2 protein-coding genes and 1 pseudogene (1 of these 3 only partly in view) are annotated in these 23,926 nt (G+C 67.2%); 1 reads left to right on the forward strand and 2 read right to left on the reverse strand.

Going from position 1 to position 23,926, the window contains the following annotated elements:
• Window positions 1–21,127: pseudogene (locus MYXE_RS25150) on the forward strand (amino acid adenylation domain-containing protein); its annotated part reaches 13,806 nt to the left of the window's first position; the annotation flags it as partial.
• 96 nt (window positions 21,128–21,223) lie between these two features.
• Here MYXE_RS25150 and MYXE_RS00615 read toward each other — a convergent pair.
• Together MYXE_RS00615 and htpG are read right to left on the reverse strand one after the other, a co-directional pair.
• On the reverse strand, window positions 21,224–21,880 hold the full coding sequence (locus MYXE_RS00615) for a methyltransferase family protein (protein ID WP_003922001.1): 657 nt from the start codon (window positions 21,878–21,880) through the stop codon (window positions 21,224–21,226).
• Between the two features lie 26 nt (window positions 21,881–21,906).
• Window positions 21,907–23,832 (reverse strand): molecular chaperone HtpG, encoded by a 1,926-nt coding sequence (gene htpG / locus MYXE_RS00620; RefSeq protein WP_085195702.1) that lies wholly within the window; start codon window positions 23,830–23,832, stop codon window positions 21,907–21,909.
• Window positions 23,833–23,926 lie beyond the last annotated feature (94 nt).

Raw genomic sequence — 23,926 nt, forward strand, 5'->3', positions numbered from 1 at the left:
TTTGCGGGGTGGTGGAGTTTCGCACCGATGTGTTTGATGCGGCCAGCATTCAGATGTTGATCGGGCGCTTGCAGCGGGTGGTGGTGGCGATGACCGCCGACCCGAGGCGGGTGTTGTCCTCGGTTGAGGTGGTCGATGCCGCCGAGTTGGCGCGTTTGGGTGAGGTGGGTAACCGGGTGGTGTTGACCCGGCGGCGCCGGTGCTGGTGTCGGTGCCGCGGTTGTTTGCCGGGCAGGTGGCCCGCGCCCCGGATGCGGTGGCGCTCAGCTGTGGTGGGCGATCGTGGAGTTACCGGCAGCTCGATGAGGCGTCGAACCGGTTGGCGCACTTGCTGATCGACTACGGGGCGGGTGCGGGGTCGTGTGTGGCGTTGTTGTTGCCGCGCTGCGCCGAGGCGATCATCGCGATCCTGGGGGTGTTAAAGAGCGGGGCGGCGTATCTGCCCATCGACCCCGCACACCCGGTCGAGCGCATCGGGTTCATGCTCGCCGACGCCGCCCCCTCGCGGTGATCACCACCACCGGGCTCGCTGACCGGCTCGATGGCCACGATGTGGCGGTCATCGACATCAACGACCCGCGGATCAACACCCAACCCAACACCAACCTGCCCGGCCCGGCCCCCGATGACATCGCCTACCTGATCTACACCTCCGGCACCACGGGGGTGCCTAAGGGGCGATCACCCATGGCAATGTGGCGCAGTTGATCGGGTCGGTGGATGCGGGTTTGGCCGGGCCGGGGCGGGTGTGGTCGCAGTGGCATTCCTATAGCTTCGACATCTCGGGTTGGGAGATCTTCGGCGCGCTGTTGCATGGGGGCCGGCTGGTAGTCGCACCTGACGAGGTGGCGACTTCACCGGACGACTTCCATGCGTTCCTTATCGCTGAACAGGTCAACGTCCTAAACCAGACCCCGTCCGCGGTCGACATGCTGTCGCCGCAGGGGCTGGAGTCGGTGGCGTTGTTGGTTGGTGGTGAGGCCTGCCCGGTGGAGTTGGTGCAGCGTTGGGCGCCGGGGCGGGTGATGATCAACGCCTACGGGCCCACCGAAACCACGATGTGGGCATCGATGACTGGGCCGTTGGCTCCGGGTGAGGAGGCGCCGCCGATTGGGTCGCCGGTGGCGGGGGCGGCGTTGTTTGTGCTGGATCGGTGGTTGCGCCCGGTGCCCCCTGCTGTGGTGGGGGAGTTGTATGTGGCTGGTCCTGCGGTGGGGGTGGGGTATTGGCGGCGGCCGGGGTTGACCGGGTCGCGGTTTGTGGCGTGCCCGTTTGGGGGGTTTGGGGCGCGGATGTATCGCACCGGGGATGTGGTGCGTTGGCGTGCCGATGGGCAGTTGGAGTATTTGGGCCGCGCTGATGAGCAGGTCAAGATCCGCGGGTATCGCATCGAGTTGGGTGAGATTCAGGCGGCGTTGAGCGCGCTGGAGGGGGGGGGCAGGCGGCGGTGATTGCCCGCGAAGACCGTCCGGGGGATAAGCGCCTGGTGGGGTATGTCACCGGCAGTGTGGATCCGGGGTGGTTGCGGGCCAAGCTGCGTGAGCGGTTGCCGGAGTACATGGTGCCCGCGGCGGTGGTGGTGGTGGAGGCGTTGCCGTTGACGGTTAACGGCAAGTTGGATAAGCGGGCCCTGCCGGCACCGGAGTATGCCGATGCCGATCGTTATCGGGCTCCGGCCGGGCCGACCGAGGAGTTGTTGGCCGGTATTTATGCCCGGATTCTTGGTGTGCCGCGGGTGGGGGCCGAGGATTCGTTTTTTGATTTGGGTGGGGATTCGTTGTCGGCGATGCGGTTGGTGGCCGCGGTCAATGAGGCGTTGGGTGCCGGGTTGTCGGTGCGGGCGGTGTTTGAGGCGCCCACGGTGGCGCAGTTGGCGGGCCGTGTCGGGGGTGAGGGTGCCGCCCGGTTGGCGCCGGTGCGGCCGGTGGCGCGCCCGGCGGTGGTGCCGTTGTCGTTTGCCCAGCAGCGGTTGTGGTTTTTAGAGCAGTTGCAGGGGCCGTCCCCGGTTTACAACATGGGGGTGGCGTTGCGGCTGTGTGGGCGGCTGGATGCGGCGGCGTTGGGGGCGGCGCTTTCTGATGTGGTGGCCCGCCATGAGAGCCTGCGCACGGTGTTTCCCGCGGTGGAGGGGACACCGCGGCAGGTGGTGGTGCCGGTTGAGCGCGCCGAGTTCGGTTGGCAGGTGGTCGATGCCAGCGGTTGGTCGCCGGCATCGTTGGGGCAGGCCGTTGAGGCCGCGGTGCGGTATTCGTTTGATTTGGCGGTCGAGATTCCGTTGCGGGCACGGCTTTTCCGGGTTGCCGAGGATGAGCATGTGCTGGTGGCGGTGGTGCATCATATCGCCGCTGATGGTTGGTCGATCACCCCGTTGGTGCGCGATTTAAGTGTTGCTTATGCCGCCCGTTGTGGGGCGGGCCCCGGGGTGGGATCCGTTGCCGGTGCAGTACGCCGATTACACGTTGTGGCAGCGCGAGCAGCTGGGTGAGCTTGATGATCCCGATAGTCTGATCGCCGCCCAGGTGGCGTTTTGGGAACACGAGCTGGCGGGGTTGCCCGAGCGGTTGGAGTTGCCCACCGATCGGCCGTATCCGCCGGTGGCCGATCATCGCGGGGCGCGGGTGCCCTTGGAGTGGCCGGCGCAGGTGCAGCAGCAGATTGCCCGGGTGGCCCGGGAGCACAACGCGACCAGTTTCATGGTGATGCAGGCCGCGTTGGCGGTGTTGTTGTCCAAGCTGGCCGCCAGTGCTGAGGTGGCGATCGGGTTTCCGATCGCGGGGCGGCGTGACCCGGTGCTGGATGAGTTGGTGGGGTTTTCGTCAACACCTTGGTGTTGCGGGTGGATTTGGCCGGCAATCCCAGCATCGAGGAGGTGTTGGGCCAGGTGCGCGCGCGCAGCCTGGCCGCCTACGAGCACCAGGATGTGCCGTTTGAGTTGTTGGTGGAGCGGCTCAACCCGTCTCGGAGCTTGGCCCATCACCCGCTGGTGCAGGTGATGTTGGCCTGGCAAAACAGCATCCCGGAGTTGGGTTTGGGGGAGGTGCAGGCCAGCCCGGTGCCGGTGGATACGCGTACCGCGCGCATGGATTTGGCGTTTTCCATCGAGGAGCGCTGGACCGAGCATGGGCAGCCGGCCGGGATTTGCGGGGTGGTGGAGTTTCGCACCGATGTGTTTGATGCGGCCAGCATTCAGATGTTGATCGGGCGCTTGCAGCGGGTGGTGGTGGCGATGACCGCCGACCCGGGGCGGGTGTTGTCCTCGGTTGAGGTGGTCGATGCCGCCGAGTTGGCGCGTTTGGGTGAGGTGGGTAACCGGGTGGTGTTGACCCGGCGGCGCCGGTGCTGGTGTCGGTGCCGCGGTTGTTTGCCGGGCAGGTGGCCCGCGCCCCGGATGCGGTGGCGCTCAGCTGTGGTGGGCGATCGTGGAGTTACCGGCAGCTCGATGAGGCGTCGAACCGGTTGGCGCACTTGCTGATCGACTACGGGGCGGGTGCGGGGTCGTGTGTGGCGTTGTTGTTGCCGCGCTGCGCCGAGGCGATCATCGCGATCCTGGGGGTGTTAAAGAGCGGGGCGGCGTATCTGCCCATCGACCCCGCACACCCGGTCGAGCGCATCGGGTTCATGCTCGCCGACGCCGCTCCCCTCGCGGTGATCACCACCACCGGGCTCGCTGACCGGCTCGATGGCCACGATGTGGCGGTCATCGACATCAACGACCCGCGGATCAACACCCAACCCAACACCAACCTGCCCGGCCCGGCCCCCGATGACATCGCCTACCTGATCTACACCTCCGGCACCACCGGCGTCCCCAAAGGAGTCGCCGTCAGCCACCACAACGTCACTCAGCTTCTCACCGCGGCTGATACACCTCTGCCGTCCGGACCAGAACGGGTATGGGCGCAGTGGCACTCCTACGCATTCGACGCTTCGGTGGAGGAGATCTTCGGCGCGCTGCTGCATGGCGGCCGGCTGGTGGTGGTGCCCGAAGAAGTGGTCGGCTCACCAGAAGACTTCCGTGCGTTGCTCGTTGGCGAAAACGTCACAGTCCTCACCCAGACCCCGTCCGCGGCGGCGGTGCTCTCGCCGGAGGGCCTGGAGTCCGTGGCGCTGCTGATGGCCGGTGAGCCGTGCCCGGTGGAGTTGGTGCAGCGTTGGGCGCCGGGGCGGGTGATGATCAACGCCTACGGCCCCACCGAAACCACCGTATGTGCTTCCAGGACTGCGTCACTGAGAGCAGGGTCCGGTGCGCCGCCGATCGGCTCGCCGGTGGCGGGCGCAGCGTTTTTCGTGCTCGACAGCTGGTTGCGCCCGGTCCCCCCTGGTGTGGCCGGCGAGTTGTATATAGCGGGTCGCGGTGTGTCGTACGGGTATTGGCGCCGGCCGGGGTTGACCGGGTCGCGGTTTGTGGCGTGCCCGTTTGGGGGGTTTGGGGCGCGGATGTATCGCACCGGGGATGTGGTGCGTTGGCGTGCCGATGGGCAGTTGGACTATCTGAGCCGCGCCGATGAGCAGGTCAAGATCCGCGGGTATCGCATCGAACTTGGCGAAATCCGGACGGCGTTGAGCGCGCTGGAGGGGGTGGAGCAGGCCGCGGTGATTGCCCGCGAAGACCGCCCCGGCGACAAGCGCCTCGTCGGCTACATCACCGGCACCGCCGACCCGGCCGAGGTTCGCCAAAAGCTGGCGCAGCGGTTGCCCGAGTACATGATTCCCGCGGCGGTGGTGGCGATCGAAGCGCTGCCACTGACCCCGAACGGCAAACTCGACACTCGCGCCCTGCCGGCACCCGAATACGGTGACATCGACCGGTACCGGGCTCCGGCCACTGCCACCGAGGAGATCCTGGCCAGCATCTACGCCGAGGTGCTCGGGCTTGAGCGCGTCGGCGTCGACGACTCCTTCTTCGATCTTGGTGGAGACAGCATTTTGTCGATGCAGGTCGTGGCGCGGGCGCGTGCTGCGGGCCTGCTGTTGCGGCCACGCGACGTATTCGTCGAGCAGACCGTGGCCCGGCTGGCCGAGGTCGTCCAGGTCGCCGACAGCGCCGGTGGCGTTGTCGACGAGGGCACCGGGCAACTGCCCGCGACCCCGATCATGCGCTGGCTGCAGAGCATCGGCGGCGCGGTAGAGCAGTTCAACCAGACGGTGCTGCTGCAGGCGCCGGCCGGGGCAACGGAGGCCGACGTGGCGGTGCTGTTGCAGGCGTTGCTGGATCGGCATGCCATGTTGCGGGCACGTGTCGACGACGACGGTGCGGGCAGCTGGTTGGTCACGGTGCCCGACGCCGGTTCAGTGGACGCCCGCACCTGCCTGAGCACCGTCGAAACGCTCACCGATGAGGCGCTGATCACGGCGCGGTCGCGGCTCAGCCCGGCCGCGGGGGTGATGGTCAGCGCGCTGTGGGTGACCTCCACCAGCCAGTTGGTGTTGATGATTCACCATCTGGCCGTTGACGGCGTGTCATGGCGAATCCTGCTGGAGGACATAAACATTGCCTGGGCCCAGCACCGTGGCGGGCAGCCGATAGCCTTGCCGCCGGCAGGCACGTCGTTCGCCCGGTGGGCGTCGCTGCTTGTCGAGTACGCCCACCGACCGGAAGTGGTCGAGCAGGCGGGTGCATGGCGCAAGGTGGCAGGCGTGTCGGCGGCCCTGCCGGCCGTGCGCCCGGAACTCGACACCTTTGCCACCGCAGGATTCCTGTCGGTGTCGCTGGATACCCAGACCACCCGGATGCTGCTCGGTGAGGTGCCGGCGGCCTTCCATGCCGGCGTGCAGGAGATCCTGCTCATCGGCTTCGCCCTGGCGATGGCGGAGTTTTTAGGCACTGGCGCGCCGATTGGCATCGATGTGGAGGGTCATGGCCGCCAGGACGAGATCGCGCCCGACATCGACCTGTCGCGAACGGTGGGCTGGTTTACCACCAAATACCCGGTGTCATTAACGGTAGACCCACTGCCATGGGGACAAGTAGTGGCAGGCGAGGCAGTGCTGGGGACACTGGTCAAAGACGCCAAAGAGCAGCTGCGCGCCCTGCCAGATCCGTTGACCTACGGCGTATTACGCTACTTCAACCCCGAGGCGGACGTGGCTGGCTTCGACCCGCCAATCGGGTTCAACTATCTGGGCCGGCTGAGCGGCCCTGGCTCCGGCGAACCGTCCGCTGACCTCTGGCGTATCAGCCCCGAGGGCTTGTCGTTGACGGGTGCAGCCTCGGCGATCCCGATGCCGTTGCCGCACACGGTGGAACTCAACGCCGGCACCGTCGACTCCGACGCGGGCGCGCAGCTGCACGCCAACTGGACCTGGGCGCCCTCCGCGCTGGACCAGGCCAAAGTGAGCCGGCTCAGCAGGTTGTGGTTCGAGGCCTTGCGCGGCATCTGCGCGCACGTGCGCGCCGGCGGCGGGGGACTGACCCCGTCGGACATTGCACCCGCCCGGCTGAGCCAGAATCAGATCGACGAGCTGCACCGGCGCTACCAGGTCGCCGACGTGCTGCCGCTGACGCCTTTGCAGCAGGGGCTGCTGTTCCACGCCAGTACCACGCAGGCCAACGACGACGACGTCTACGCCGTCCAGCTGGAGTTCACCATCACCGGCCCACTTGAGCCACAGCGGTTGCGCGCCGCCGTTGACACGGTGATCAAGCGGCACCCCAACCTGGTGGCCCGATTCTGCGACCAGTTCGACGTGCCCGTGCAGATCATCCCCGCCGATCCTGTGGCGCCCTGGCGGTACGTCGAACTCGACGGCGACGGCATCGACGAGCAAATCCAGCATGTTTGCGCCGCCGAACGTGTTGCGGTGTACAACCTCACCGGCCAGCCGGCGTTTCGGGCCGCGTTGATCCGCATCGCGGAGGACCGGCATCGGTTTGTGCTGACCGCCCACCACATTGTGATGGATGGGTGGTCGCTGCCGGTTGTGTTGCGGGAGCTGTTCGCCGGCTATTACGGGCAGCGGCTGCCGGCACCCGCGTCGTATCGCAGCTTTATCACTTGGCTGGCCGATCGTGACCTTGACGCCGCGCGCACGGCGTGGCGTGCGGTGTTCGACGGTTTCGACAACCCCACGCTGGTGGGCCCGCCCGACCGGTTGGGGCCGGGGCGGCGAGGCGTGGCCTCGGTGAAGGTGCCCGAACGGATCACCCGCGCGGTTAGCGAGTTGGCGCGCTCGCAGCATACGACGGTCAACACCGTGCTGCAGGCTGGGTTCGCGCAGCTGCTGATGTTGCTGACCGGCCAGCGAGATGTCGCCTTCGGCACCGCGGTCTCGGGTCGGCCCGCCGAGGTGGCCGGCGCGGAGTCGATGGTGGGTCTGTTGATCAACACCGTGCCGGTGCGGGCGCGCATCACGGGGCAAACCACGGTCGCCGAGCTGCTCGAGCAGCTGCAGCACGTGCACAACGACACACTCGAACATCAGCACCTGGCGCTTAGCGACATTCACCGCGCCACGGGCCACGAGCAACTGTTCGACACCCTTTTCGTGTACGAGAACTATCCAATCGACACCGCCGCCTTGTCCGGCGCCGACGGGCTGGCCATCACCGAGTTCACCACCCGCGAATACAACCACTACCCGCTGTCCGTGGTGGCCGTGCCCGGCCGCGAGCTGGTGCTTCGCGTCGAATTCGACACCGAGGTGTTCGATGCGCCCGGCGTCGAGGCGCTCACCGAGCGGTTGCGGCGGGTGTTGGTGGCGATGACGGCTGATCCGGGGCGGCGGTTGTCGATGGTGGATGTGTTGGACGAAGCTGAGCGCGTCCGGCTTGATGGGTGGGGTAACCGGGTGGTGTTGACCCGCGCGGCGGCCAGGCCGGTGTCGATTCCGGTGGTGTTCGCTGAGCAGGTGGCGCGCAGCCCGGAGGCGGTGGCGGTCACCGCCGTCGGTGGCTCGATGACCTATCGGGAACTGGATGCGGCGGCGAACCGGTTGGCGCATCTCCTGACTGGTCTCGGGGTGGTGCGGGTCAGCGGGTGGGGGTGTTGTTGCCCCGGTCGGTCGAGGCGATTGTGGCGATCGTGGCCGTCCTGAAGACGGGGGCGGCGTATGTGCCGATGGATCCGGCGCACCCGCCGGCGCGGTTGAGGTTTTTGCTCGAGGATGCCGCGCCGGTCGCCGCGGTCACCACCGCGGGGCTGGCTGAGCGGCTGGACGGGCGCGAGCTGCTGGTTGTCGATGTCAACGACCCCGCGATTGCCGCCCAGCCGCACGCCCCGCTGCCGGTGCCGGCGCCGGAGGAGATCGCGTATGTGATTTACACCTCGGGTACTACCGGTGTGCCTAAGGGGGTGGCGATTGCGCATGGCAATGTGACGCGGCTGCTGGCGACCCTGGACGCCGAGCTGGGGTTGTCGGCGGGGCAGGTGTGGACGCAGTGCCATTCGCTGGCGTTTGACTTTTCGGTGTGGGAGATTTTCGGCGCGCTGCTGCACGGTGGCGGCTGGTGGTGGTTTCTGATGCGGTGGTGCGTTCGCCAGAAGACTTGCGCGCGTTGCTGATTGCCGAGCAGGTCAGCATGTTGAGCCAGACCCCGTCGGCGTTTTATGCGCTGCAAACCGTTGATGCGCAACACCCCGACCGGGCACAGCGGCTGGCGTTGCAGACGGTGGTGTTCGGCGGTGAGGCGCTCGAACCCCAACGGCTTAGGTCGTGGCTGGATGGCCATCCGGGCGTGCCGAGGCTGGTCAACATGTATGGGATCACCGAGACGACGGTGCATGCCTCGTTTCGGGAAATAGCCGCCAGCGACGCCGCTAGTTCAGCCAGCCCGATTGGGGTGCCGTTGGCCCATCTCGGGTTTTTTGTGCTGGACGGGTTGTTGCGGCCGGTGCCCGCGGGGGTGGTCGGGGAGTTGTATGTGGCTGGCGCCGGGGTGGCGTACGGGTATGTGGGCCGTGCCGGGCTGACGGCGTCGCGGTTTGTGGCCTGCCCGTTCGGCGGGCCTGGGGCGCGCATGTATCGCACCGGGGATTTGGTGCGCTGGGGTGCTGATGGGCAGCTGCAATATGTGGGCCGCGCCGATGAGCAGGTCAAGATCCGCGGGTATCGCATCGAACTGGGCGAAGTCCAGGCCACCCTGGCCGCAGTGGAGGGTGTGCAGCAGGCGATGGTGATCGCCCGCGAGGACCGCCCCGGCGACAAGCGCCTGGTGGGCTATGTCACCGGAACCGTCGACCCCGCCGCGATCCGCGAGCAGCTGGCCGAGCGGTTGCCGGGCTACATGGTGCCGCCGCGGTGGTGGTACTGGACGCGTTGCCGTTGACGGTCAACGGCAAACTCGACACCCGGGCCCTGCCCGCCCCGGAATACAGTGACGCCGACCACTACCGGGCCCCGGCCGACGCGGTCGAGGAGATCTTGGCCGGCATCTTCGCCGAGGTGCTGGGCCTGGAGCGGGTCGGGGGCGACGACTCCTTCTTCGATTTAGGCGGCGACAGCATCCTGTCGATGCAGGTGGCGGCGCGCGCCCGTGCCGCGGGCCTGTTGCTGAGGCCGCGCGATGTTTTCGTCGAGCAGACCGTGGCCCGGCTGGCTCGGGTGGCTCGGGTGGCAGAGGTGGTCGATGGCGGGGTCGACGAGGGCATTGGGCAGTTGGCGGCCACCCCGATCATGCGCTGGCTGCGCAGCCTGGGCGGCGCGGTCGAGCAGTTCAACCAGACGATGGTGGTGCAGGCGCCGGTAGGGGTCACCGACACCGACGTCGTGGTGGTGTTGCAGGCGTTGCTGGACCGGCACGCGATGTTGCGGGCACGGGTCGATGACGACGGTGCCGGGGGCTGGTTGCTGACGGTGCCCGAGCGCGGCTCGGCGGACGCGCGCGACTGCCTGCACGTCACGGACGCGCTATCCGATGAGGCGCTGATCGAAGCGCGGTCACGGCTGGACCCGGCCGCCGGTCGGATGGTCAGTGCGCTGTGGGTAAGCTCCACACGACAATTGGTGCTGACGATTCATCACCTGGCCGTCGACGGGGTGTCGTGGCGGATCTTGCTGGAGGACCTCAACATCGCGTGGGCCCAGCACCGCGGTGGGCAGCCGGTCGCGTTGCCGGCGACCGGGACGTCGTTTACCCGATGGGCTTCGCTGCTGAGCCGGTACGCGCGCCGCCCGACGTTGTAGCCACCGCCGAGGTGTGGCGGCAGGTCGCGGCGACCCCGGCGGCGTTGCCCGCGGTGCGCCCTGAGACAGACACATTCGCCGCCGCCGGATACTTGTCGGCGTCGCTGGACGCCCACGACACCCGCATGCTGCTCGGCGAAGTTCCGGCGGCCTTCCACGCCGGGGTCCACGACATCCTGCTGATCGGCTTCGCCCTGGCAGTGGCTCAGCTAGGGGCCGCTCGCGGCGCCCCGATCGGCATCGACGTCGAGGGCCACGGCCGCGACGAGGACATTGCCCCCGACGTCGACCTGTCGCGCACGGTGGGGTGGTTCACCACCAAGTACCCGGTGTCGTTGACGGTCGACCCGTTGCCCTGGGCGCAGGTAGTGACCGGAGGACCCGCGCTGGGAGCGGTGATCAAGCGCGCTAAAGAGCAGCTTCGCGCCTTGCCGGATCCGCTGACCTACGGCGTGCTGCGCTACCTCAACGACGACGTCGACATCGCCGAATCGGACCCGCCGATCGGGTTCAACTACCTGGGCCGGCTGGGTGCCCCCGCGGCGTATGCATCCGGTGATGTGTGGCGCATCAGTGCCGAGGGATTGTCGCTGACCGGCGCGGCCGCGGCGATCCGAGTGCCGCTGCCGCACACCCTGGAGCTCAACGCCGGCACCGTCGACTCCGACGCCGGCCCGCAGCTGCACGCCAACTGGACCTGGGCGCCGTCGGCGCTGGACCACGCCCAGGTCAGCCGGCTGAGCCAGTTGTGGTTCGAGGCGTTGCGCGGTATTTGCGCGCACGTGCGGGCCGGTGGCGGTGGATTGACCCCGTCGGATATCGAGCCTGCCCGGTTGAGCCAGCAGCAGATCGACGAACTGCACCAGCGTCACCGCGTCGCTGACATTTTGCCGCTCACACCACTGCAGCAGGGGTTGCTCTTCCACGCCAGCGCCGCCCACGGCAGCGGCGATGACGTGTATGCGGTTCAGCTTGATGTGGCCATCACCGGCCCGTTGGATCCGCACCGGCTGCGCGAGGCGGTGGGCACGGTGGTCAACCGGCATCCCAACCTGGTGGCCCGATTCTGGGACGGGTTCGACGAGCCGGTGCAGGTGATTCCGGCTGATCCTGCGCCGCCGTGGCGGTATGTCGAACTCGACGGCGCCGACGTCGAGGCGCAGGTCGAGGAGATCTGCGCCGCCGAACGCGCCGCGGTCTGTGACCTCAACGGCCAGCCGGCGTTCCGGGCGGCATTGATCCGCGTCAGCGAGCACCAGCACCGGTTTGTGCTCACCAACCACCACATCGTCCTCGACGGCTGGTCGAAGCCGATCCTGCTACGGGAGCTATTCGCCAGCTACCACGGCCATCGACTCCCCGCGCCCCCGCCGTACCGCAGCTTCGTCAGATGGCTGGCCGATCGCGATCGCGCCGCCGCCCACGCGGCATGGCGGGAAGTGCTCGACGGTTTCGACACCCCAACACTGGTCGCACCCGCAGATCGAAAAGCGGCCGGGCGGCGAGGCGTCGCAACGTATCGCGTGCCCGAGCAAACGACCCGGGCCCTAACGGAGCTGGCACGCTCAGCCCGCGTCACCGTCAACACCGTGCTGCAGGGTGCGTGGGCACAGGTGCTGATATGGCTGACCGGCCACCATGACGTGGCCTTCGGCACCGCGGTCTCCGGTCGGCCCACCGAGCTCGCCGGCGCCGACTCGATGGTGGGCCTGTTGATCAACACGGTGCCGGTGCGGGCGCGCATCACGCCGGAAACCACCGTCGCCGACCTGCTCGACCAGCTGCAAAAGGCACACACCCACACGCTGGACCACCAGCACCTGCCGCTCGGCGACATTCATCGGCTCACCGGTCACGACCAGCTGTTCGACACCCTGTTCGTCTACGAAAACTATCCGATCGACACTGTCGCGATATCGAGCGTCAACCAGCTGGCCATCACCGACTACACCATCCGCGAATACAACCACTACCCACTGTCGGTGGCGGCCGTTCCGGGCGACGAAATCGTCCTTCGCGTCGAGTTCGACACCGCCGTTTTCGATGAGGCCCGCATTGGGAAGCTGGTGGAGCGGTTACAGCGGGTGTTGGTGGCGATGACGGCTGGCGCGGGGCAGTCATGACGGCGGACACGACGCGGCGGTTGTTGTCGATCGATCTGCTCGACGACGATGAGCACGCCCAGCTGGAGCAGTGGGGTAATCAGGCGGTGCTGAGCGGGCCGCCGCCGGCACCGGTGTCGATCCCGCAGTTGTTTGCCGCGCAGGTGGCCCGCACGCCAGGGGCAGTGGCGATCAGCTGCGGCGGCCGGTCGATGACGTATCGGGAGCTTGATGAGGCCGCCAACCGGTTGGCGCATTTGTTGGCCGGTTACGGCGCAGGCCCGGGTTGTTTTGTGGCGCTGATGTTTTCGCGGTCTGCCGAGGCGATCGTGGCAATCTTGGCGGTGTTGAAGACCGGTGCGGCGTATGTGCCGATCGACCCGGCGCTGCCGGCAGCGCGGGTGGGGTTCATCCTCGACGACGTCGCACCGATGGTGGCGGTCACCACCGCGGAGCTGTGCGCGCGATTCGAAGGTCGCCGGGTGGTGGTCATCGACATCGACGACCCGCGCATCCAGACCCAGCCTGGCACCGCGCTGCCCGGCCCGGCCCCTGAGGACATTGCCTACCTGATCTACACCTCAGGCACGACCGGTGTCCCCAAGGCGGTCGCCGCCAGCCACCACAACGTCACTCAGTTGATGGCGTCGCTAGATGCGGGGTTGCGCGCGCCTGGGCTGGTGAAAGTGTCCACCCAATGGCATTCCTATGCGTTTGACGCCTCGGTGCGCGAGATCTGGGGTGCGCTGTTTCATGGTGGGCGGCTGGTGGTGGTGCCCGATGAGGTGGCGGGCTCACCGGGGCAGCTGCACGCCTTGCTGGTCGACGAGCGGGTTGATGTGTTGACCCAGACCCCGTCGGCGGCGGCGGTGCTCTCCCCTGAGGGGTTGGAGTCGGTGTCGCTGGTGGTTGGTGGCGAGACCTGCCCGGCAGAGCTGGTGGAGCGCTGGGCGCCGGGTCGGGTGATGATCAACGCCTACGGACCCACCGAGACCACGGTTGATGTGACGATCAGTGCGCCGCTGACGGCGGGCTCGGGAGCGCCGCCGATCGGCACGCCAGTGGCGGGTGCGGCGTTGTTTGTGCTCGACGGCTGGTTGCGGCCGGTGTCGGCGGGGGTGGTCGGCGAACTGTACGTGTCCGGCCACGGCGTGACATATGGCTATGTGGGACGGGCCGGGCTGACCGCGTCGCGGTTTGTGGCCTGCCCGTTCGGGGCGTGGGGCATGCGGATGTATCGCAGCGGGGATCTGGTGCGCTGGCGCCCCGATGGCCAGCTGGAGTTCCTGGGCCGCGCCGATGAACAGGTCAAGATCCGCGGCTATCGCATCGAACTCGGCGAAATCCAGGCCGCCCTGGCTGCTTTGGACGGCGTGGAGCAGGCAGTGGTGACCGCCCGCGAGGACCGCCCCGGCGACAAGCGGTTGGTTGGCTATGTGACCGGCACCGCCGACCCCGCCGAGGTTCGCCGACAGCTGGCCGAGCAGTTGCCCGACTACATGGTGCCGGCCGCGGTGGTGGTGCTCGACACGCTGCCGCGCACCCCCACCGGCAAACTCGACAAACGTGCCCTGCCGACACCGGAATACGCCGACACCGATCGGTATCGGCCACCGTCTAGCCCGACCGAGGAGATCCTGGCCGGTATCTACGCCCAGATCTTGGGACTGGCGCGGGTGGGGGCCGACGACTCGTTTTTCGATCTGGGTGGGGATTCGTTGTCGGCGATGCGGTTGGTGGCCGCGGTCAACGCTGGGCTGGATGCCGGGTTGTCGGTGCGCACAGTGTTCGAGACGCCCACCGTGGCCCAGCTGGCGGGCCGCATCGGCGTCGAAGCTGCGGGTCGGCTCGAGCCGCTGCGGCCGGTGCCGCGGCCGGCGGTGGTGCCGTTGTCGTTTGCCCAGCAGCGGTTGTGGTTTTTGGAGCAGTTGCACGGACCCTCCCCGATCTACACCCTGGCCGTGGCGCTGCGGCTGTGCGGGCACCTGGACGCCGAGGCGCTCGGTCAAGCACTGGCCGATGTGGTGGCCCGCCACGAAAGCCTGCGCACCGTGTTTCCCGCCGTCGACGGCATGCCCCGGCAGGAGGTGGTGGCGCCGGAGCGGGCCGACTTCGGCTGGCAAAGGGTCGATGCCGCCAGCTGGCCGGCAAGCCAGCTCGACCACGCCATCGACGCCGCGGTCCGGCACAGTTTTGATTTGGCGAGTGAAATCCCTTTGCGGGCAAAGCTTTTCGTGGTCACCGAAGATGAGCACGTGCTGGTGGCCGTCGTGCATCACATCGCGGCCGACGGGTGGTCGACGTCGCTGCTGGTGCGTGATCTGGGCATCGCCTATGCCGCCCGGTGTGCGGGGCGGGCCCCGGCGTGGGATCCGCTGGCGGTGCAGTATGCCGATTACACGCTGTGGCAACGCGAGCAGCTCGGCGATCTCGACGACCCCGACAGCCAGTTGGCCAGCCAACTGGCCTATTGGCAGCACAGCCTGGCCGGGCTGCCCGAGCAGCTGGTGTTGCCCACCGATCGGCCCTACCCGCCGGTGGCCGACTACCGCGGCGCGCGGGTGGCGGTGGACTGGCCGGCCGAGTTGCAGCAGCGGGTGGGGCGGGTGGCGCGCGAGCACAAGGCAAGCAGTTTCATGGTGATACAGGCCGCGCTGGCGCTGCTGCTGGCCAAGCTCAGCGCCACCGCTGACGTGGCGGTGGGGTTTCCGATCGCTGGGCGGCGCGATCCGGCGCTCGATGAGCTGGTGGGATTTTTCGTCAATACCTTGGTGCTGCGGGTCGATGTGGCCGGCAATCCCACGACCGGCCAGCTGCTGGCCCAGGTTCGCGCGCGCAGCCTGGCCGCCTACGAACACCAGGACGTGCCCTTCGAGCTGCTGGTGGAGCGGCTCAACCCGGCCCGAAGCCTGACCCATCACCCGCTCGTGCAAGTGATGTTGGCCTGGCAGAACAACACACCCGCCGAGCTGAGCTTGGGCGAAGTGCAGGCCAGCCCGCTCCCGGTGCACGCCAACACCGCCCGCATGGATTTGACGTTCTCGCTGGCCGAACGCTGGACGAAGACCGGTGAGCCCGCCGGCATCGGCGGATTGGTGGAATTCCGCACCGATGTCTTCGACGCCGCCAGCATCGAGGCGCTCATCGAGCGGTTCAAGACCACGGTGCTGGCGCTCACCGCCGACCCCAGCCGACGGCTCTCATCGATCGATCTGCTCGACGACACCGAACACGCCTATCTCGATGTCTGGGCAAATCGGGCTGCACTGACCCGCCCGGCCCCGGCCCCGGTGTCGATACCAGAGGCGTTCGCCGTGCAGGTAGACCGCCACCCGCAGGCGGTGGCGCTGACCTACGGCGGCGCCTCGCTGACTTACCGGGAGCTGGACGAGGCCGCCAACCGGTTGGCGCACTTGCTGGCCGCTCGCGGGGTGGGTCCGGGACAGCGTGTGGCGCTGCTGTTTTCGCGTTCGGCCGAGGCGATCGTGGCGATTTTGGCGGTGCTCAAAACCGGGGCCGCGTATGTGCCGATCGACCCGGCGCACCCGCCGGCGCGGGTCGCCTTCCTGCTCGACGATGCCGCACCGATCGCCGCGATCACCACCGCGGAGCTGGCCGACCGGCTCGACGGGCATGATCTGCTGGTCGTCGACGTCGACGACCCTGCTGTGGCTGCCCAGCCCAGGACCGCGTTGCCGGTGCCGGCGGCCGATGACCTCGCGTACCTGATCTACACCTCGGGCACGACCGGGGTGCCCAAGGGTGTGGCCATCACCCACCGCAATGTGATCCAGCTGCTGGAGTCCGTGGACGGCGAGCTGGCATCGAGACAGGTGTGGTCGCAATGGCATTCGTATGCGTTCGACGTCTCGGTGTGGGAGATCTTCGGTACGTTGCTGCGCGGCGGGCGGCTGGTCGTGGTGCCCGACGCGGTGGTGCGCGCGCCGGCGGAGTTTCACGCCTTGCTAGTGGGCGAGCAGGTCAGCGTGTTGAGCCAGACCCCGTCGGCGTTTTATGCCCTGCAGTCCGCGGATGCCCTGTCACCGGAGCGGGGTCGGCAACTCAAGCTGCGGGCGGTCGTGTTCGCCGGCGAAGCGCTGGAACCCCCGCGCCTTCGCACCTGGCTGGACCACCACCCGGGTTCACCGCGGCTCATCAATATGTATGGCACCACCGAGACGACGGTGCATGCCTCGTTTCGGGAGATCAGCGCCGCCGACGCCGACAGCACGGCCAGCCCGATCGGGGTGCCGCTGGCCAATCTCGGGTTTTTCGTGCTGGATGGTTGGTTGCGTCCGGTGCCGGCCGGGGTGGTGGGGGAGTTGTACATCGCCGGCGCGGGGTTGGGGTGCGGGTATTGGCGGCGCTCTGGGTTGACTGCGTCGCGGTTTGTGGCCTGCCCGTTCGGGGGGCCGGGCCAACGGATGTATCGCAGCGGGGACTTGGTGCGGTGGGGCGCTGACGGGCAGTTGACCTATCTGGGCCGGGCCGATGAACAGGTCAAGATCCGCGGCTATCGCATCGAGTTGGGCGAAATCCAGGCCGCCATAGCAGGACTGGCGGGGGTGCAGCAGGCGGTGGTGATCGCCCGCGAGGACCGCCCCGGTGATAAACGCCTGGTGGCCTATGTGACTGGGGTGGTTGATCCGGCCGCGATCCGCGACCAGTTGGCCCAGCGGCTGCCCGCCTACATGGTGCCGGTGGCGGTGGTGGCACTTGAGGCGTTGCCGTTGACGGTCAACGGCAAACTCGACAAACGCGCCCTGCCGGCACCGGCATACGCCGATTCGGACCGCTACCGCGCCCCGAGCACGCCCGCCGAGGAAATCCTGGCCGGCATCTACGCCCGGGTCCTGGGATTGCCACGGGTCGGAGTCGACGACTCATTTTTCGATTTGGGTGGGGATTCGCTGTCGGCGATGCGGCTGGTGGCCGCGGTCAACACCAGCCTGGATGCTGGGCTGTCGGTGCGCACGGTGTTCGAGGCGCCCACGGTGGCCCAGCTGGCGCCGCGGCTGGGAGCCGGTGGGCGCCGGTTGGCGCCGTTGCGGCCGGTGGAGCGGTCGGCGGTGGTGCCGTTGTCGTTTGCCCAGCAGCGGCTGTGGTTTATCGACCAGCTGCAAGGGCCCTCCCCGATGTACAACATGGCGGTGGCGCTGCGGCTACGCGGGCGGCTCGACGCCGCGGCGTTGGGTCAAGCGCTGGCTGACGTAGTGGCTCGCCACGAGAGTCTGCGCACCGTGTTTCCGGCGGTGGAGGGAACACCGCGGCAGGTGGTGGTGCCGCCCCCGCGCGCCGACACCGGCTGGCAGGTCATCGACGCCGGTGGCTGGCCGGCGGACCGCCTAGCCGAGGCCGTCGAGGCCGCTGCGCGGCGCAGTTTCAACATCGCAACTGAAATCCCTTTGCGGGCAACGCTTTTACGCATTGGCGACGAAGAGCATGTGCTGGTGGCGGTGGTACACCACATCGCCGCTGACGGCTGGTCATTGACCCCGCTGGTACGTGATTTGGGGATCGCCTATGCCAGCCGGTGTGCGGGCCAGCCGCCGGATTGGGCGCCGTTGCCGGTGCAGTACGCCGATTACACGCTGTGGCAGCGTGAGCAGTTGGGGGATCTCGACGATCCCGACAGCCCGATCGCCGCGCAGCTGGCCTATTGGGAACAGGCACTGGCCGGCATGCCCGAACGCCTTGATCTGCCGACCGATCGGCCCTATCCGCCAGTGGCCGATCATCGCGGCGCCCGGGTGGCCATCGACTGGCCACCGCAGTTGCAGCAGCGCATCGCCGGGCTAGCACGGGAACACAACGCGACCAGTTTCATGGTGGTGCAGGCCGCGTTGGCGCTGCTGCTGGCCAAGGTCAGCGCCAGCGGTGAGGTGGCGGTGGGATTCGCGGTGGCCGGACGGCGCGATCCGGCGCTCGATGAGCTGGTGGGTTGCTTCGTCAACACGTTGGTGCTGCGGGTGGATGTGGCCGGCGATCCCGCGGTGGCTCAGCTGTTGGAGCAGGTGCGTGCCCGCAGCCTGGCCGCCTTCGAGCACCAGGATGTGCCGTTCGAGGTGCTGGTGGAGCGGCTCAACCCGACCCGGTCGCTGACCCATTCGCCGCTGGTTCAGGTGGTGTTGGCCTGGCAGAACTTCGCCGGGGCGGCCACGGGCGCCCTGCCTGAGGTGGGGTTGGGTGAGCTGCAGGTCAGCCCGGTGCCGGTGGACACCCACACCGCTCGGATGGATTTGGCGATTTTCCTCGGGGAGCGCTGGAACGACGACGGTGAGCCGGCCGGGATTTCCGGGGTAGTGGAATTTCGCACCGACGTGTTCGACGCCGCCAGCATCCACGCCCTGATCGAGCGCTGGCAGCGTGTGGTGATGGCGCTAAGCGCCGACCCCACCCGGCGGCTGTCGTCGATTGATCTGCTCGACGAGGCGGAGCTGGCGCGCCTGGCTGAGATCGGCAATCGGGCCGCATTGACCGCACCGGCACCCCCACCGGTGTCGATCCCGGAGCTATTCGCTACCCAGGTCGCCGGTAACCCGAACGCGCCGGCGCTGACTTGCCGCGGCCGCTCACTGACCTATCAGGAACTCGACGCGGCCGCTAACCGGTTGGCGCACCTGTTGGCCGCGCACGGGGCGGGCCCGGGAACCTATGTGGCGCTGCTGTTTTCCCGTTCAACCGAGGCGGTCATCGCAATGCTGGCGGTGCTGAAAACCGGGGCCGGCTATGTGCCGATCGACCCGGCGATGCCGGCCACCCGGGTGGGGTTCATGCTCGCTGACGCCGCCCCGATCGCAGTGGTCACCACCGCGGCGCTGCGTCCCCGTTTGGACGACCACGACCTGGTGGTCATCGACATCGACGACCCGACGATCGCCGGCTATCCGGCCACGGCTTTACCGACGCCGGCCGACGACGACATCGCGTATTTGATCTACACCTCGGGCACCACCGGCGCCCCCAAAGGGGTGGCCGTCACCCACCACAACGTGACTCAGCTACTGGGCTGCCCGCAAGCGCAGCAGTTCCCGGGCGGGGTGTGGACGCAGTGTCACTCGTTTAGTTTCGACTTTTCGGTGTGGGAGGTCTTCGGCGCGCTGCTGCACGGGCGGCGGCTGCTGGTGGTACCCGACGAGGTGACCAGCTCACCGCAAGACTTCCACGACCTGCTGGTGGCCGAACACGTCGACGTCGTCAACCAAACCCCCTCTGCGTTGGGTGTGCTTTCCCCCGACGGGCTGGAATCCGTGGCGGTGTTGGTCGGTGGGGAGGCCTGCCCGCCTGACCTGGTGGACCGCTGGGCGTCCGGGCGGGTGATGGTCAACGCCTACGGCCCCACCGAGACCACGGTGTGGGTGGCGATAAGTGCACCTATGCAACCGGGGTCGGGCGCGCCGATCGGCTCACCGCTGCCGGGGGCGGCGCTGTTTGTGCTCGACGAGTGGCTGCGCCCGGTGCCCGTCGGGGTGGTGGGCGAGTTGTACGTGGCCGGCCCGACGGTCGCGACGGGGTATTGGCGGCGGCCAGCGCTGACCGGGTCGCGGTTTGTGGCCTGCCCGTTCGGCGGCGAGGGCGCACGAATGTATCGCACCGGGGATTTGGTGTCGTGGGGGGCTGACGGGCAACTGCGGTATGTGGGCCGCGCCGACGAGCAGGTCAAGATCCGGGGCTATCGCATCGAGCTCGGCGACATCCAGGCCGCGCTGGCCGCGCTGGACGGTGTGACGCAGGCGGCGGTGATCGCCCGCGAGGACCGCCCCGGCGACAAGCGTCTAGTCGGCTACGTCGCCGACAGCGCCGACCCGTCCCAGATCCGCGCCGCGCTGGCCCAGCGGCTGCCCGCCTACATGGTGCCCGCGGCGGTGATGGTGCTCGACGCGCTGCCGCGCACCCCCAACGGCAAACTCGACCGGCGCGCCCTGCCCGCACCGCGCTACACCGACGCCGACCGCTACCAGCCCCCGGCCACCCCCACCGAGCAGATCCTGGCCGACATCTACGCCCAAGTGCTCGCACTGCAGCGGGTCGGTGTCGAGGAATCGTTTTTCGATCTCGGCGGCGATTCGCTGTCCGCGATGCGGCTAGTCGCCGCGATCAACAAGGCACTGGATACCCGCATGGCGGTGCGCGCGGTGTTTCAGGCGCCTTCGGTGCGGGCCCTGGCTCAACAGCTGGGTCGACCCGACAGCGCCGCCGAAGTGATCCCCGCCGAGATCCTCAAAGATGGCAGCGGAATTCCGTTGTGCTGCATTCACGAAGGCACCGGCATCAGCTACCCTTACCGCGGCCTCGGCGACTATTTGGAGTGCCCGATCATCGGGATCAACCAGACCCCGCACACCGACCAAGCCCAACCCGCGTCCATTCGCGACATGGCCAAAAACTACGCCGACCGACTCCAAACCGTCTATCCCGCACAGTCCTACAACCTGCTGGGTTGGTCATTCGGAGGTGTCGTCGCCCACCAGCTTGCCGTCGAGCTTCGCCGACGCGGATGCGCCATCCACCGACTGATCCTGTTGGACCCCATTGCTCCCACCGACAGCCAACCCCAATCCATCTCCAACGAAACCGACATCGAAAGCCGCATCCTGCAACGCTTCCTACAACTCAGTGGCATCGACACCGCCGACAATACGCAGCCGCTCACCTACCAGCGGGCACAGCAACTAATCCGCCAACACCGAGACCACACCGCAGAACTTGTGCTCCCACCTCAAGGACTGCTCAACCACATGGTGCACAGCGCCCACGCCAACCAGTACTACATCACCGACCACAACCCCGACGTATTCGACGGCGACACAGTCATATTCACCGCCGCCCGAAGCGGAAACCACAACGCACTACAAAGCTGGCGACCCTACATCACCGGCGACATCAGGCACCACCCCGTCGACTGCGAACACAACGACATGATGACGCCTACAACACTGCGCACCTACGCCCAACAACTCAAAGACTCGCTACAACGCTAAAGCGCAAGAAAACACCGGTTACCACATTGCCGGTACTAGCCGATAGCGAACTTTCTGCGTGTATTCGCGGTATCCGGCCAGCTCGTTGCGCAACAGCTTCTCCTCGTCGCGAATCCGCAAGGCAAGCACGCTCACACCGGTTATGACGAAGACCAGGCCCCAATAGGAGCCGAGCGCAAGGGGGATACCGATCATCGCGATCACGTTGCCGGTGTACATGGGATGCCGCACCAGCCCGTACAGGCCAGTGGAGATGAGCTGCTGACCGGCTTCGACGCGGACGGTCGCGCCCGCATAGCTGTTTTGAACGAGCGCCATCATTGCGACAGCGAGCCCGACGGCCGCCAGCACATCGCCGATCACGCAAACCGCCGTCGGTACCGAGGACCAGCCGAAGCGGTGATCGAGCGCGCTGACCACGAACATCGCCGTCAGCGACAACCACGTACCCCCGATGGCGATCTTTTGCGCCATCCGGGGTTCCGCCGTCGGCCCCGCACGCATGCGCCGCTGAAGCGCCTCGGGGTTCGTGCGCAGCAAATAGATACTGGGGCTCCAGATCGAAACGACGAATATCGCCAAGAAGACCCAAGCTTGCCAGTAACGAAGTGTGCCGGCGGCCAAAAACAGCATCGAGCCGAACACGACGACCTGGATGAGCCCGGATAGGAACATCCTCGGAGTGCTTTTCACGGCTTCTCCTACACCGTGCGGGCCAGACGATCGGTGAGCAGTCCGGCGAACTTTGCTGGGTCGTCGGGCACACCGCCTTCGGCGAGAAGTGCTGCGCCGTAAAGTAATTCGGCAGTCTCAACCAGTCCCGGATCGTCGGCGCGGTCTTTGCGCGCCTGCTGCAGGCTGACGACCAGCGGGTGCTTGGGGTTGAGTTCGAGGATCCGCTTGGTAGCGGGAATAGCCTGCCCCGACGCCCGGTACATGCGGGCCAGCGCCGGTGTGATGCCCAACGCGGGCGTGACCAGGCAGGCTGGCGATTCGGTCAGCCGGCCCGACAGCCGCACTTCGGAGACATGGTCGCTTAACGTCTCCTTCAGCCAACTCAGCAGGTCAGCGAATTCCTTCTGCTGCTCCTCACGCTCGGCCTGACTCTTTTCATCCTCGGACGCTAAATCCACCTCGCCCTTGGCCACCGACTGCAGTCGCTTGCCGTCGAACTCGGGCACGGATCCGACCCAGATCTCGTCCACCGGGTCGGTCAGCAGCAGCACCTCATAGCCCTTGGCCTTGAACGCCTCCAGATGCGGCGACTTCAACAGCTGCTCCCGTGATTCACCGGTCGCATAGAAGATTTGCTCCTGGCCGTCCTTCATGCGCTCGACATATTCAGGCAGGGTGGTGAGCTGGTCGTCGCTGTGTGTGGAGGCGAACGAACAAATACGCAAAAGCGTGTCCTGGTTGTCGAAGTCCGAGATCAGGCCCTCTTTGAGGGCCTTGCCGAACTCGGTCCACAAGGTGCGGTAATCGTCGGGCCGCTCGGCCTGAATGTCCTTGATCGTCGACAAAACCTTCTTCGTCAGCCGACGGCGGATCGCAGAGATATGCCGATCGTGCTGCAGCATTTCACGAGAAACGTTGAGCGACAAGTCCTCTGCGTCGACGACGCCCTTGACGAAACGCAGGTACCGCGGCATGAGCTGCTCGCAGTCGTCCATGACGAAGACCCGCTTGACATACAGCTGCACCCCGACCTTGGCATCGCGGTTGAACAAGTCGAACGGTGCACGCGAGGGGATGAACAGCAAAGCCTGGTATTCGAACGTGCCCTCGGCCTTCATCGGGATGATCTCCAGCGGGTCATCCCAGGCGCGGGCGATGTGCTTGTAGAACTCCTTGTACTCGTCGTCGGAGACCTCGTCTTTGGACTTGGCCCACAACGCCTTCATCGAGTTGAGGGTCTCGGTCTCGATGGTGACTTGCTCTTTGCCGCCCTCCTCGCCGGGCGGGGTGCGTCGCTCGACCTCCATGCGGATGGGCCAGGCGATGAAGTCGGAGTACTTCTTGACCAGCTCCCTGATCTTCCACTCCGCGGTGTAGTCATGGAGCCCGTCCTCGGCGTCTACCGGCTTGAGGTCCAGGGTCACCGATGTTCCCTGCGGAGCATTCTCGACGGACTCGATCGTGTAGGTGCCGTCGCCGCTGGACACCCACCGGGTGGCGGCACTTTCGCCGGCCTTGCGGGTGAGCAGCTCGACCTTGTCGGCCACCATGAACGTCGAATAGAACCCGATACCGAACTGCCCGATCAGTTCCTCGGAGGCGGCCGCGTTCTTGGCCTCGCGCAGCTTCTGACGCAGCTCCGCGGTACCCGACCTGGCCAGGGTGCCGATCAGGTCCACGACCTCTTCGCGCGTCATACCGATGCCGTTGTCGCGAACGGTCAGGCGGCGCGCATCTTTGTCGACCTCGATCTCGATGTGCAGGTCCGAGGTGTCGACGTCGAGGTCCTTGTTCCGCAGCGTTTCGAGCCGCAGCTTGTCCAGCGCGTCGGAGGCATTCGAGATCAACTCCCGCAAAAACGCATCCTTGTGGGAGTACACCGAGTGGACCAGCAAATCCAACAGCTGGCGTGCCTCCGCCTGAAACTCCAACTGCTCCACCTGGGCGGTCATGTGATCCCCTTCGACAACACGGCCTTCGACTGCGGGTATCCGGCAAGATAATACCGAGCGCGTCGCTCGTCCGGTGCCCGCAGCAACGCAAGGA

Source organism: Mycobacterium xenopi, from assembly GCF_009936235.1.
Lineage (GTDB): Bacteria > Actinomycetota > Actinomycetes > Mycobacteriales > Mycobacteriaceae > Mycobacterium > Mycobacterium xenopi.

Bases quoted from the DNA above. Each gene is read 5' to 3' on its own strand.
- MYXE_RS00615 (WP_003922001.1), bottom strand. From the start codon at position 21,880: ATGTTCCTATCCGGGCTCATCCAGGTCGTCGTGTTCGGCTCGATGCTG.
- htpG (WP_085195702.1), bottom strand. From the start codon at position 23,832: ATGACCGCCCAGGTGGAGCAGTTGGAGTTTCAGGCGGAGGCACGCCAG.